Source organism: Aeromonas taiwanensis (genome assembly GCF_000820165.1).
In the GTDB taxonomy this organism is placed as follows: Bacteria; Pseudomonadota; Gammaproteobacteria; order Enterobacterales; family Aeromonadaceae; genus Aeromonas; species Aeromonas taiwanensis.
The window spans coordinates 134,740-148,163 of sequence record NZ_CDDD01000087.1 but is presented as its reverse complement, the minus strand read 5'-3'; the positions used below and the strand labels follow the sequence as shown (position 1 = coordinate 148,163).

Here is a 13,424-nt window from a genome sequence, read left to right as displayed (position 1 = left end):
CCCCCCTATCCCCCCCTCGCAATGCTCGGCGCCACCGCCAAGTTTTGTTATCATCCCCGCCAACTTTTCCGGCCCAGCGGCCATCGAGACGAGGTAGATGATGAAAGTAGGTATTATCGGCGCCATGGAGCAGGAAGTAGCCCTACTGCGCAGCCAGCTGAGCGAGCCCACCACCCTGCAACTGGGCGGCTGCGAGTTCTACCAGGGCCGCCTGGCCGGTAAAGAGGTGATCCTGACCCGCTCCGGCATCGGCAAGGTCGCCGCCAGTGTCGCCACCAGCCTGCTGCTGGAGAAATTCGCCCCCGACTGCGTCATCAACACCGGCTCCGCCGGCGGCTTCGCCCAGGATCTGCACATCGGTGACGTGGTCATCGCGAGCGAAATGCGCTTCCACGACGTGGACGTGACCGCCTTCGGTTACGAGATGGGCCAGATGGCCCAGCAGCCCGCCGCCTTCCCCTGCGATGAAAAACTGATCGCCCTGGCCCAGGCCTGCATCGCCGAGCAGGGCAAGCACCAGACCAAGGTCGGCCTCATCTGCACCGGTGACCAGTTCATGTGCAAGCCGGACGCCATCGCGAAAGCGCGCGCCGACTTCCCGCAGATGCTGGCGGTGGAGATGGAAGGGGCCGCCATCGGCCAGGTGTGCCACATGTTCAAGGTGCCCTACCTGGTGGTGCGCGCCATGTCCGACATCGCCGGCAAGGAGCAGGTAGAGTCCTTCGATGCCTTCATCGAGGTGGCGGGCCAGCACTCCGCCGAAGTGATCATCGCGCTGCTCGGCAAGCTGTGATCGACGCCCCCGCCTGGGATGCCCAGCTGACCGCCCTCGCCTCGACGACGGCGGCCATCATGGTAGGCGCAGCCCTGCTGGAAGCCGTGCTGCCCTGGCCTGCCCGCTTTCGGCCTGGCGCCACCGTACCCCTGCTGGCCCGCCTCGGCCAGAAGGTGTATCGCCCCGACGGCTCACCCCGCCAGCAGGCCCAGGCGGGGCTGCTGGCCCTGCTGGTGGTCTGGGTACCCTGCGCCGCCGGGCTCTGGGCGGTGCGCAACCTCTCCCTGTCGGAGCCCCTGTTCGATCTCCTGTTCCTGCTGTTGATGCTCGAATCCCGGCCCCTGCGTGAACTCGCCCAGGCGAACCAGTCCCTGGCGACCCAGGAGAGCCTGGTCGTGGCGCGGCTGCAGGCGACCCCCTGGCTCCAGCGGGAGACGGGCAAGCTGTCGGTGATGGGGCTGAACAAGGCGATCGGCGAGACCTGCGTGCTGCGCCTCGTGGGCCAGTGGGCCGGTCCCTTGCTGGGCTTTGCCCTGGCCGGCGTACAGGGGGCCCTGCTCTGGCGCCTCGCCCAGCTGATGAACCAGGCATGGAACCCCAAGCAAGCGGCGTTCGTCCACTTCGGCCGCGCCGCTTCGGCGCTCTACCAGGGGCTCTGCGCCCCCGCGACCCTGTTGCTGGCGCTCCCCCTGTGCCTGCCCCGGCTGCGCCAGCTTGGCAGCACGCTGCGCCCGGCCCTGCAGTGGCCCTATCCGGCCATGGGTTGCCTGCTCAGCCTGCTGGCCCGGGTCACGGGCAGCCGGCTCGGCGGGCCGCGCTACTATCAGGGCCAGCTGGTGCGCCTCCCGGTGCTGGGGGAAGGCCGCGAACCCGATGCTCCCCTGCCACGGCGCCTGCTTCGCTGCCTGCTGCTGGCGGGCTGGGGCTGGCTGGCCCTGGCACTGCTCCTGACCCTGCTGGTACTGCACCATGGCTAATTCCTTCCACTGGCGGGCCTTCTGCCTGCTGCTCTGCCTGGTGAGCGCCCCCCTGCTGGGCGCGACGCCCCCGGCGCCACAGCGCATCATCACCCTCACCCCCCATCTGACCGAGCTGCTGTATGACATCGGGGCCGGGGATCGCATCGTCGCCACCGACGACGCCTCCGATTATCCCGCCGGGGTGGCGGCCCTGCCGCGCGTGGCAAACTATCGCAGCATCAACCTCGAGGCCCTGCTGGCCCTGAAACCGGATCTGGTGGTGGCCTGGCGCTCGGCCCAGGCTCGCATGCTGGCCCCGGTCGAGCGGCTCGGCATCCCGGTCTTCTACTCGGAGCCCACCGACTTTGCCTCCCTGGCCACCGAGATGCGAAGCCTCGGGCGCCTGCTCGGCGTCTCCCAGCAGGCCGACGAGCAGGCCGACGCCTATCTCGCCAGGTTAAGCAGCCTGGCGACACGCTATGGCGAGCCCAAGCCCGTCTCCGTCTTTTACCAGCTCTGGTACCCGCCGCTCACCAGCGTCAACGATTCGACCTGGCCAGGCCAGGCCATCGGCCTCTGCGGGGCCCGCAACATCATGGCGCAGGCGGCCACACCCTATCCCCAGGTCGGGCTGGAGCAGGTGATCAAGGCCAACCCCGGGCTCATCCTGGCCGGCGGCCGGGACCCCAAGGTGCTGGACCACTGGCGGCAGTGGCCCATGCTGGATGCGGTCAATCACCGCCGCCTCGCCCTCATCAACGCCGACGAGCTGCACCGCTTCACCCCCCGCGCCCTCAACGCGGTGGAGCAGATATGCGAGGCGATCGCCCAGAACGCTCAACCGGGCCCCTGAGCCATCATGGCAATGGGCTTGGGTCGCCCATGGCGTCCCAGTGATATGGCATAGAATATGCTTCACACTCTGACAGACACTCACTCCATAACGGGACAATGACATGTTCAACGGAAAAACGATCCTGATCACCGGGGGTACCGGCTCCTTTGGCAAGAAGTTCATCGAGATGGTCCTCTCCCAGTACACGCCGAGCCGTTTGATCGTGTATTCCCGTGATGAGCTCAAGCAGTTCGAGATGCAGCAGCGCTTCAACCATCCCTGCATGCGCTACTTCATCGGCGACGTGCGCGATGGCGAGCGCCTCGACATGGCCATGCACGGAGTGGACTTCGTGGTTCATGCCGCCGCCCTCAAGCAGGTGCCAGCCGCCGAGTACAACCCCATGGAGTGCATCAAGACCAACATCCATGGCGCGGAAAACGTCATCAAGGCGGCCCTCAACAACGGCGTCGAGAAGGTGATCGCCCTCTCCACCGACAAGGCGGCCAATCCGGTCAACCTCTATGGCGCTACCAAGCTCTGCTCCGACAAGCTGTTCGTGGCCGCCAATAATATGGCGGGCAAACATCCCACCATCTTCTCGGTGGTACGCTACGGCAACGTGGTCGGCTCTCGCGGCTCCGTGGTCCCCTTCTTCGACAAACTGATCCGGGAAGGTGCCAGCCGTCTGCCCATCACCCATGCCGAGATGACCCGCTTCTGGCTCACCCTGCCACAGGGGGTGGAGTTCGTGCTGACCAACTTCGCCCGCATGAAGGGGGGGGAAGTGTTCGTTCCCAAGATCCCGTCGGTGCGCATCACGGATCTGGCCAGCGCCATGGCGCCGGACCTGCCCCAGGAGATCATCGGCATCCGCCCGGGAGAGAAGCTGCACGAGGTGATGTGCCCGGCCGACGACTCCTACCACACCTATGAATTTGATACCTACTACGTCATCGCTCCCAGCATCACCTTCACGAGTCGCAACAACGACTTCGCCGTCAATGCACAGGGGGAGCGTGCTACTCAGGTCGAACACGGCTTCGAATACAATTCCCTCAACAATCGCCATTTCCTGTCGATAGAAGAATTGAAAGTCATGAATCAACAGGTGCTAGCCGAATGATCCCCTATGGACGCCAATCCATCACGGATGAAGATATCGAGGCTGTCGTCGCTGTCCTGAAGTCGGACTACCTAACCCAGGGCGAGACGGTGCCCGCCTTCGAGCAGGGACTGGCCAACTATTGCCAGGTTCCCCATGTGATCGCCTGCAACAATGGCACCACGGCCCTGCACCTCGCCTGCGCAGCACTGTCACTGGGTGAAGAAGATTGGGTCTGGGTCTCCGCCATCAGCTTCGTCGCCTCGGCCAACTGTGCCCGCTACTGCGGTGCCCAGGTGGACTTCGTCGACGTGGAGCCCGATACCGGCAACCTCAGCGTGACGGCGCTGCGCGAGAAACTGCAACGGGTTCAGGGTACCACTCGTCAGCCGAGAGCCCTGGTCGCCGTGCATCTGGCGGGTCAGCCCTGCGATCTCGCCGAGATAGGCGCCCTGTGCCGGCAATACGGCGTGCACCTCATCGAGGATGCCTGTCATGCTCTGGGCGCCAGCTATCAGGGGCACCCCATCGGCAGCTGCGTTCACAGTGACATGACCGTCTTCAGCTTCCACCCCGTCAAACCCATCACCACGGGGGAAGGGGGAGCCGTCACTACCCGCTGCGCCGAACTGGCCGCACGGCTTCGCCTCTACCGCAGCCATGGGATTACCCGGGATGCCGAACAGCTCTGCGCCCCCAGCCCGGGGGGCTGGTACTACGAACAGCAGGTGCTCGGCTTCAACTATCGTCTGACCGACATTCAGGCTGCGCTCGGGCTGAGTCAGCTCGGCCGCTTGCCTCGCTTCATCGAGCTGCGCCAGCAGTTGGCCGCCCGCTACGACGAACTGCTGACCCGGCTACCGGCGCAACCCCTGCGCCAAATAGATGACAGGCACAGTGGCTACCACCTCTATGTAATCCGGGTCACCGACCGGGATCGGGTGTTTGCCCAGCTGAGGGAGGCCGGCATCGGCGTCAACGTCCATTACATGCCCATTCCCGCCCAGCCTTACTATCGCGAGCTGGGCCATGATCCTGCGGCCTACCCCGGCGCCCAGACCTATTATCGGCAGGCAATCAGCCTCCCCCTCTTCCCCACCCTCTCTCTGGATGAGCAGGATCAGGTGGTGCGGGCGCTGGAATCCGTGCTATGCGCCTAGCCCTGGGGACAGTCCAGTTCGGACTCGACTATGGCATCAGCAATCATGCGGGCGAGGTGCAGGATGACGAGCTCGTCGCCATTCTGTCCCTGGCCCGCAAGCTGGGGATGGATACCCTGGATACGGCCCAGGCCTACGGCAAGGCCGAGGAGAGGCTCGGGCACCACCACAGCGCCGACTTTCAACTGATAGACAAACTGGCGCCGGGCATCCAAGCCGCAGACGTCGCCACCTCGGTGGAGGCCAGCCTGCAACGCCTGGCGCGCGCAAGGCTGGATGGCTTGCTGCTGCACCGCAGCCAGGATGCCAGCCCCGCCCTGTTCGAGCAGCTGGCAGAGCTGCAGCATCAGGGCAAGGTGGGCAAGGTGGGCGTCTCCGTCTATGCCCCCGAAGAGCTGGCACTGTGGCTGGATCAGGGTTATCCCCTGGAGCTGGTGCAGCTCCCTGCCAACCTGCTCGATCAGCGTTTCCTGCGTTCGGGCTGGCTCGACAGGCTGCAGGCAGCCGGATGTGAGATCCACGTGCGGTCCCTGTTCCTGCAAGGCCTGCTCCTGATGCGGCCAGATCTTCGCCCCGATTATTTTGATGCCTTCCGTGAACCGCTGGCACGGCTGGACGGGTGGCGCCCCCATCTCTCCTCCCTTCACAAAGCGCTCTCCCTGATCCCGGCTCTGCCCCAGGTCAGCCGCTTCGTGGTGGGGGTCTGCCATGCACACGAGCTGGCAGCCATCGCATCAGCCCATCTCCATCTGCACCCCAGTCATGACGACGAACTGGCCACCCTTGCCTGCAGCGAACCGGCCCTCATCAACCCAGCCATGTGGAGAACATCATGATCCTCGGAATACTACAGGCGAGGGCAGGCTCCAGCCGGCTGCCGGGCAAGGTGCTCAGGCCCCTGCTCGGTGTGCCCATGCTCGCCCGCCAGATCGAGCGGCTCCAGCGCTCGGCCAGGCTGGATCAACTGGTGGTCGCCACCAGCGACCAGGCCGGGGATGAGGCCATCGCGGCCCTTTGCACCGAGCTGGGCGTCCCCTGTTTTCGCGGCCCGCTGGACGACGTGCTGCAACGCTTCCAGCTGGCGGCCCAGCCCTTTGCCCCCGCTCATGTCGTCAGGCTGACCGGGGATTGCCCGCTGGCGGATCCCGCCCTCATCGACGAGCTTATCGAGCTGCATCTGACCGGCGGCTACGACTACAGCAGCAACTGCTGGGACCCCAGCTACCCGGATGGGCTGGACGCCGAGATCCTGAGCGCCGCCACCCTGGATCTGCTGGCTGGGTGCGCCCACACCCCGACCCAGCGCGAGCACGTGACTTACTACATCCGCCAGCACGAGGCGCAGTTCAAGATAGGCAAGCTGGTGCGCCAGCCGAGCCTCGCCCATCTGCGCTGGACGGTGGACGAGCCCGCCGACTTCGCCCTGGTCGAGCAAATCTATCAGCGGCTCTACCCGTCAAAACCGGCCTTTGCCACCGACGACATTCTCGCCCTGCTGGCGCGTGAGCCGCAGTTGGCGACCCTGAATACCCAACATCAACGCAATGAGGGGCTGGCAAGCTCGCTGGCCAAGGAGAACTACTCATGACCTCACGGTATCAGCATTCACTGACCCTCTCCGCCCGGGCCGAGCAGAGTATTCCCTTGGGCTCCCAGACCTTCTCCAAGAGCCGCCTCTGCTTCCCCTACGGTGCGGCGCCCCTCTTCATCGAACGTGGCCAGGGCGCCAGGGTCTGGGACGTGGATGGCAACGAGTATCTGGACTTTGCCAGCGGCCTTCTGGCCATCAGCCTGGGTTACTGCGACCCCGAGGTAAATCAGGCGGTGCAGGAACAGCTCAATCTGGGCTCCATCTTCTCCCTGCCCCACCGCCTGGAAACCGAGGTGGCGGAGCAGCTCATCGAGCTCATTCCCTGCGCCGAGATGGTCCGCTTTGGCAAGAACGGCACCGACGCCACCTCCGCCTGCATTCGCCTCTCTCGCGCCGTGACTGGACGGGAGCGGGTCGCCGTCTGCGGCTATCACGGCTGGCAGGACTGGTACATCGGCTCCACCACCCGCCATCTGGGAGTGCCCGAATGCGTGCGCGAGCTCACCCATCGCTTCGACTACAACGATCTGGCCTCGCTCAAGGCGCAGCTCGAGGCCCATCCCGGCGAATTTGCCGCCGTGATCCTGGAACCCATGAACGTCGCCTGGCCCGCCCCGGACTTCCTGCCCGGTCTGCGCCAATTGTGCGATGATCACGGCGCCCTGCTCATCTTCGACGAGACCATCACAGGTTTTCGCTTCCATCTGGGCGGCGCCCAGACCCTCTTTGGCGTCACGCCGGATCTGGCCGCCTTCGGCAAGGGCATGGCCAATGGCTTCCCCATCTCCGCCGTGGTGGGCCGCCGCGAATACATGCGCCGCATGGAAGACATCTTCTTCTCCGGCACCTTCGGCGGCGATGCCATCGCCCTGGCGGCGGCCAACGCCGTCATCAAGAAGATGCGCCGGCTCGATGTGCCAGCACGGCTGGCCGAGCGAGGCCAGCAACTGCAGAGCGGGCTCGATGCCCTGCTCCAGCAGTTGAACGCCCCAAGCTGGTTGCAGAGTGCCGGTCATCCGAGCTGGAGCTTCCTGCTCATCGGCGACTCCCCCAACCACTCCAGCTGGCTGCTCAAGAGCTATTTCATCCAGGAGCTGTGCAAGCGGGGCATCCTCAGCCTCGGCAGTCACAACCTGAACCTTGCCCACGGCGAAGAGGATGTCCAGACCCTCTTGGCCGTCTACGCCGAGGTCCTGCCGGCGCTTATCCGCCTAGACGCGGACAAGGCCATCCATCAGGCTCTGGACGGCGAACCCATCCAGCCGGTATTCAAGGTGCGCTGAGTGCTGCCACTGTGGATTTTCAGTGAAGGGGACAAGGCTCGGGGCCTCGGTCACCTCAGCCGCTGCGGCGCCTATGCGCAGGCCTGGCGACAACAGGGGGGCGCCGTCCACTGGGTGGTGGACGGCGATGCGCTTGCCAGTACCCTGCTCGAAGGGGAGTCCGTCAGCTGGGGGCGCTGGCAGCAGCAATCCATCCCCCCGCAACAGGCGGTCGCCATCGTCGACTCCTACTCGGCCACTCTGGAGACGCTGCAGAGCATGGCCGCGGGATTTGTGCGAGTGATGTACCTCGATGACACCGAACGGCTGGATTACCCCCGGGGGCTGGTGATCCACGCCTGCCCCGGCGCTCCGGGCATCCCATCCGGCTCCGCCACCTGGCGGTGGGGACCGGGCTGGCAGCCCCTGCGCCCCCCGTTCTGGTCCGTGCCTCCTCGCACTCGAGTCTCCGAGCGCATCGAGCGCATCCTGATCATCATGGGGGGAACCGACATCCGCGACCTGACGCCGAGTCTGGTGACCTTGCTGCACCAGCACGCCCCGGAAGCCGAGTTGCACGTCGTCAACCGCGAACCGGATCCCCGCCTGTGGGGATGCCAGCAGCATCACAACCTCGACGCCACCCAGATGGTCGATCTCATGTGTCACTGCGATCTGGCCATCAGCGCAGCCGGGCAAGCGGCCTATGAGCTCGCCCGCTGTGGCTTGCCTGGCATGCTGATTGGCGTCGCCGACAACCAGGCCAACCAGCTGGCGGGCTGGTGCGGCCCTGATGCCTTTCTCTCTGGGGGATGGTGGCATGATCCGGCCTTGCTCTCCCGCCTGGAGCTGGGGCTGTCCAGGCTGGCGGTATCGGACGAGCGTGCCAGTCGGGCGCACAGATTGCAGGCACTCATGGCAGGTAACGGCACCCTGGAGGCACTCGCATGGCTCAACCAGGCCTAGTGCTGCAGCAGCGCTTCAATCTCGCCGGGATCCACCTCATCCCTTTCGCCATGCTGGACGAGCAGCAAGTAGTCACCGTCTGGCAGATGCGAAACCACCCGGAGGTCGCGCGCTGGATGAACAGTGGGGGTGACATCAGCCTGGAGGCACATCTCGCCTTCATGGCGCGTCAGTCTGAGGACACTCGCAACGTCAACTATCTCTGCCTGGACGACCGAGGGTCTGCCGGCGTCATCTCCCTGCATCGGCTCGACTGGCACAACCGCCTGGGCTGGCTCGGGATCTATCGCAATCCCTTTCGCCCCGACAAGGGGCTGGGCGCCCGCCTGCTGGCCACCGTCAATCGGCTCGCCTTCGAGGTCGCCCAGCTACACACCCTCAAGCTCGAGGTCGCGGCAGACAATGAAAGAGCCATCCAGGCCTATCTGCGCGCCGGCTTTCGCCATGAAGGCGCCTGGCGAGAGGCCGTCAGCCGCCCCCAGACAACCAACTATGTCGATCTCGTGCTCATGGGGATCACTGAACAGGAGTGGAAACATCCATGACCCAAGCCATGGCTAACGTCATCAATCCGAATCACTGCTTCATCATTGCAGAGCTGTCGGCCAATCACGGCCACGACCTGGCAACGGCCCTCGCGACAGTGCGCGCAGCCAAGGCGTGCGGGGCCGATGCCATCAAGATCCAGACCTATACGGCCGACACCATCACCCTGGATTGCGACAATGAGTACTTCCAGATCAATCAGGGCACCCTCTGGGATGGCACCACCCTGTACAAGCTCTACCAGGAGGCATACACCCCCTGGGAGTGGCATGCCGCCATCCAAGCGGAAGCGCACAAGGAGGGGCTCATCTTCTTCTCCACTCCCTTCGACCCCAGTGCCGTCGATTTTCTGGAGGCTCTCGACGTCCCTCTCTACAAGATCGCCTCGTTTGAAATCACCGACATTCCTCTGATTGAGTACACCGCCAGCAAGGGCAAACCGATGATCATCTCGACCGGCATCGCCACCCTGGCCGACATCGATGCCGCCGTGCAGGCCTGCCGACGCGTGGGCAATCACGACATCACATTGCTCAAGTGCACCTCCTCCTACCCAGCCCCGGTGGAAGAGGCCAACCTGCTTACTATCCCCAATATGAGGCAGACGTTTGGTGTCCAGGTGGGGTTGTCCGACCATACCCTGGGAGAAGCGGTCGCCATGGCCGCCGCCGCCCTGGGCGCCCGCGTGATAGAGAAGCACTTCATCCTGGATCGTGCGCTAGGAGGACCGGATGCCTCCTTCTCCATGACACCTGACGAGTTCGCCCATATGGTCGAGGGGATCCGGCAAGTCGAGGCCGCCCTGGGAGTGGTCAACTACCAACTCAACGACAAGACGCTGCGAAATCGGCAATTTGCCCGCTCCCTCTTCGTCTGCGAGGACATGAAAGCGGGGGATACCTTCACGTCCCGTAATGTGCGCTCCATCCGGCCTGCCCACGGGTTGCCCCCAGTTCATCTTCCCTCCCTGCTGGGTCGCCGTGCCAGCCAGGATATCCAGGCCGGCACGCCCCTGGCCTGGTCATTGGTTTCCTAACGGTCGAGGAGCTCTGCATGGATCAGAAGAACGTCTTCATGTCCCGGGAAGGGAACGAGTGGTACGAACGCAACAAGACCGCCATCCTAGGCAAGTCCCTGGCAAGCGACCCCATCTTCAAGGCGCTGGAATACCTGGGCAGAAAACCCGCCAGGATCCTGGAGATAGGCTGCGCCAACGGCTGGCGGCTGGCACAGCTGGCCGAGCATTACGGTGCACGCTGCTATGGGGTGGATCCCTCGGCCAGCGCCATCCAGGATGGCCTCTCCCGCTACCCTGGATTGCACCTTACCGTGGGGACGGCCGACAACCTGCCCGAGATGGAACCCGTCGACCTCATCATCTTCGGCTTCTGTCTCTATCTGTGCGATCCCCAGGATCTGTTCAAGATTGCCGCCGGCAGCGATGCGCTGCTGGCCGATCGGGGCCTCATGACCATACTGGATTTCAACCCGCCAGCCGGACACTATCGCAACGACTATCAGCATCACGCCAATCTCTTCAGCTACAAGATGAATTACAGCGATCTGTTTGCCTGGCATCCGGGATACCACCGTCTGTTCGAGCATGTGCAGCATCACGACGGCGACACCGAACTCGAGCCGGATGCGCTGATCTCGGTGCAGATCCTGCGCAAGGATGCGAGGCTGCTCGCGGCGCAAAACCCCTACCCTTCAAGATAAAAAAATACCGACCTCAGGGTCGGTATTTTGTTGCTTCACGTCTGGCTCCGGGAACGGCATCAGCTCATCTCGCGGCACTCCCGGCGCGTCCAGTCAGCTTTTCACGGTTTTCTTTCTAAACAGCGCCATCACTTCGTTATCGATCATGTCTACGCTGTCGAGCGCCCTGGGATACATCTCCCTCACCTTCCCCAAAAACTCCAGCCAGAGTTCGATGGCGGGTTGCATCAGCTCCAGAGTCTCCTCTTCCCCCTCAAAGGAGTAGAGAATGGAGCTCAACAGGGTGAAGACATAGTTCATCGATCCCACCATGGTCTGGGAGATATGCTGCTGGCGCGTGGCGGCTATCTGGGCGAGATAGCCAAAGTTGCGCAGCATCAGCTGGTTCAGCTCATTTCGGGAGGAGAAGGGTTGACGCCACTCATCCATCATCTTGTCGACGAAGATATTGAAGAACTCGACGTCGAGCAGTGACGAGAAATCGTCCTTGGACAAGGGGATAGGGGCACAGAGCGCAGCAATCTCATCGAGCAGGGCGGCCTTGTCGACAGGCTGGGAGAGGCTTATCTCACCGCTTGGCAAGGCCCTGGTATGGGCAATCCTGGCGCCATCGCTGCAGTTGAAGCAGCGTACCTCGTCATTGTTTGCCAAGACCTGCTCCATCACGCGGCGGGAGGTATCAAACATGGCATTGCTGATGACGGTGCCGCCAAAGTTGCCTTCCCGCTGCCATAGGCTGTCGCCATACATCATCTCCCCCAGAGCACCGGCGTTCTCTTCGTCGTTGTAGTAGGAGCTGAGTTTGGAGTGGTGGTGTCCTTTGTGCTTGTAGCCATTGTCCAGACCGAACAAATAGAGCTGCTTGAAGCCCAGATGGACGGGGGCACTGATGCCGATGTTACCCACCAGGGGATTGACCCCACCGAGGGCGGCACAGGGCTTGAGCGACGAGAAGTAGTTCTGGTACAGCACTACACCGGGCTCGCTAAGTTTGAATGCGAGAGCCGAGCGGTTGAACAGTGTGGCGCAGTCGGGGTGGATGACGTCCGTACTCAGGAACAGCACGTCACGCAGATATTCGGGGTCTTCCAGATTCACCAGGAAGTCGTAGACAATCTTGGTGCGCTCGGTCTCGACATGGATATCCGGCTTGATCCCCACCCTGTGCAGCGCCGAGATGGCACTGCCACAAGAGATGATGACGGCCTTGTCCTTGTTGCGCTCGATGACAGCGATGGATTCGTCCAGCGAGGGGCCGTTGGCGACGATGAAAACCGGGGTACGCTGATACAGGGAGGAGAGCCGTCGATCTTTTTGCAGGAACGGAACCCCGCGCTCGATATTGTGGATGGTGTGGGACAGGGCGATCAGGTTGTCGTCGAAGAAACCCCATCCCATCACCAGCAGGTAATATTCCTGCTGCACCTTCTCGATCAGTTTCTTGATCTTGTCGTTCTGATAGCCCCACATGATGAAGGCATTGGCGATGAGGAAGGAACCACGTTGGTGAATGGCCGAGGCGAAATCCTTGACGATGGTCTCTTCATCCTGTCCCAGCAGGATCTGCATCCCCAGATTCTCCTGGTGCAAGTAATCGAGCAGCGGCGCCCAGTCGAAGCAATAGAGCGAGGCGTAAAAGAGATCCAGGTCCGGCTCGAACAGGAAGAGAGTGCCTATCTTGCACCTTTCATAGAGATAGCCGAGGTGATACCCGAGACCAACGCCGAATACCAGGGCACTGGGTACCTCGTTGGGCACGTGTCCAAGCAAGGCTTCCTTGGCAGAAATGTCGTCAAGGTAGGCGTTCAGCTTGTTGAGGTACTCGACGTGCATAAAGCCAAGGGGGTTCGCCTCCTGGCTGAAAGAGAACTTGGATAGCCCCCCTTTCTCCATGAACTCGGTGACCAGCGTCTCACAGATGAGGTAGGGCTCTTTGCCGTAGACTGCGACATCATCGTCAAGCCAGGCCAGGTTGGGTTGGCCATTCTCGTTGCAGAAGAACCGGAATGGGCGGATGGGCTGGTATGACTCATACATGTCGGCAACGTGGGGAATATATTGGCGAAATGCCGCCATATTCTGTTCAAAGCGCAGCGGCAAGGCCACCGCCATGGCCGCTTCCTGATCCGCCTGCTGTTGAAGCCGCCGAGCTTCCTGTTCTGCTTGAACCAGGGCCGCATCGATATTGAGGGACATCAGTACTCCTTGCTGTTCACGCGATAGGCTTGCCCGGCCCGGTTGGCTCTCCCGACCTGCGCCAGCCGTTCGAAAATGGCGTGATGATGGCTGGCCGCCAGGGCCTTCAGGTTCTCTTCCTGGATAGACAGAGCAGCGGCCAGGGCCGCCACTGCGGACTGCTGTGCCGGATCCGTGCTGGCCAGTTGCACCAGACTGTCGATCAATGCCAGCCGTTCATCCATGCATTGCAAGGCCTCGTCATACTCCTGGCGTTGCAATAGCTCTTCGATCAGATGGGCATTATTGGCCATTGCCGCTTCGAGGGCCG

At 63.0% G+C, this 13,424-nt stretch carries 14 protein-coding genes; 12 read left to right on the top strand and 2 right to left on the bottom strand.

The window, feature by feature from the left end:
* Positions 1-100: 100 nt before the first annotated feature.
* The 12 genes from mtnN (at position 101) to BN1136_RS15520 (ending at position 10,918) form a co-directional block, all read left to right on the top strand.
* Entirely contained in the window at positions 101-793 is a 693-nt protein-coding gene (gene mtnN, locus BN1136_RS15575; protein WP_043761470.1) for a 5'-methylthioadenosine/S-adenosylhomocysteine nucleosidase, read from the top strand.
* A 59-nt stretch (positions 794-852) separates the two neighbouring features.
* The gene (locus BN1136_RS15570) at positions 853-1,752 is read left to right on the top strand and encodes a cobalamin biosynthesis protein (RefSeq protein ID WP_043761488.1); all 900 of its coding nucleotides are present in this window, start codon (positions 853-855) and stop codon (positions 1,750-1,752) included.
* Positions 1,745-2,587, top strand: coding sequence for a cobalamin-binding protein (locus tag BN1136_RS15565; protein WP_043761473.1), 843 nt, complete (start codon positions 1,745-1,747; stop codon positions 2,585-2,587). Before BN1136_RS15570 ends, BN1136_RS15565 begins: the two co-directional genes overlap by 8 nt.
* A gap of 103 nt (positions 2,588-2,690) precedes the next feature.
* Positions 2,691-3,695: a UDP-N-acetylglucosamine 4,6-dehydratase (inverting) gene (gene pseB / locus BN1136_RS15560; RefSeq protein WP_043761475.1), complete on the top strand. Its 1,005-nt coding sequence runs from the start codon at positions 2,691-2,693 to the stop codon at positions 3,693-3,695.
* Complete coding sequence (pseC, locus tag BN1136_RS15555) at positions 3,692-4,834, top strand: UDP-4-amino-4,6-dideoxy-N-acetyl-beta-L-altrosamine transaminase (RefSeq protein ID WP_043761478.1); 1,143 nt, start codon at positions 3,692-3,694, stop codon at positions 4,832-4,834. Before pseB ends, pseC begins: the two co-directional genes overlap by 4 nt.
* A complete protein-coding gene (locus BN1136_RS15550) occupies positions 4,825-5,670 on the top strand; it encodes an aldo/keto reductase (protein ID WP_043761479.1) in 846 nt (281 codons plus the stop codon). The genes pseC and BN1136_RS15550 overlap by 10 nt, the downstream gene beginning before the upstream one ends.
* Positions 5,667-6,422: a cytidylyltransferase domain-containing protein gene (locus tag BN1136_RS15545; RefSeq protein ID WP_043761482.1), complete on the top strand. Its 756-nt coding sequence runs from the start codon at positions 5,667-5,669 to the stop codon at positions 6,420-6,422. Before BN1136_RS15550 ends, BN1136_RS15545 begins: the two co-directional genes overlap by 4 nt.
* The gene (locus BN1136_RS15540; RefSeq protein WP_043808833.1) at positions 6,419-7,708 is read left to right on the top strand and encodes an aminotransferase class III-fold pyridoxal phosphate-dependent enzyme; all 1,290 of its coding nucleotides are present in this window, start codon (positions 6,419-6,421) and stop codon (positions 7,706-7,708) included. The genes BN1136_RS15545 and BN1136_RS15540 overlap by 4 nt, the downstream gene beginning before the upstream one ends.
* Complete coding sequence (locus tag BN1136_RS15535; protein WP_043761496.1) at positions 7,709-8,653, top strand: hypothetical protein; 945 nt, start codon at positions 7,709-7,711, stop codon at positions 8,651-8,653.
* On the top strand, positions 8,635-9,198 hold the full coding sequence (pseH, locus tag BN1136_RS15530) for a UDP-4-amino-4,6-dideoxy-N-acetyl-beta-L-altrosamine N-acetyltransferase (RefSeq protein ID WP_043761498.1): 564 nt from the start codon (positions 8,635-8,637) through the stop codon (positions 9,196-9,198). Before BN1136_RS15535 ends, pseH begins: the two co-directional genes overlap by 19 nt.
* A complete protein-coding gene (gene pseI / locus BN1136_RS15525) occupies positions 9,195-10,235 on the top strand; it encodes a pseudaminic acid synthase (RefSeq protein ID WP_043761501.1) in 1,041 nt (346 codons plus the stop codon). The genes pseH and pseI overlap by 4 nt, the downstream gene beginning before the upstream one ends.
* A 17-nt stretch (positions 10,236-10,252) precedes the next feature.
* The gene (locus BN1136_RS15520; protein WP_043761503.1) at positions 10,253-10,918 is read left to right on the top strand and encodes a class I SAM-dependent methyltransferase; all 666 of its coding nucleotides are present in this window, start codon (positions 10,253-10,255) and stop codon (positions 10,916-10,918) included.
* Between the two features lie 93 nt (positions 10,919-11,011).
* On the opposite strand, the gene BN1136_RS15515 is transcribed toward BN1136_RS15520, so the two are convergent.
* Positions 11,012-13,114, bottom strand: a complete 2,103-nt coding sequence (locus tag BN1136_RS15515; RefSeq protein WP_043761505.1) for a motility associated factor glycosyltransferase family protein — start codon at positions 13,112-13,114, stop codon at positions 11,012-11,014.
* Positions 13,114-13,407 (bottom strand): hypothetical protein, encoded by a 294-nt coding sequence (locus BN1136_RS15510; protein ID WP_043761694.1) that lies wholly within the window; start codon positions 13,405-13,407, stop codon positions 13,114-13,116. Before BN1136_RS15510 ends, BN1136_RS15515 begins: the two co-directional genes overlap by 1 nt.
* Positions 13,408-13,424 lie beyond the last annotated feature (17 nt).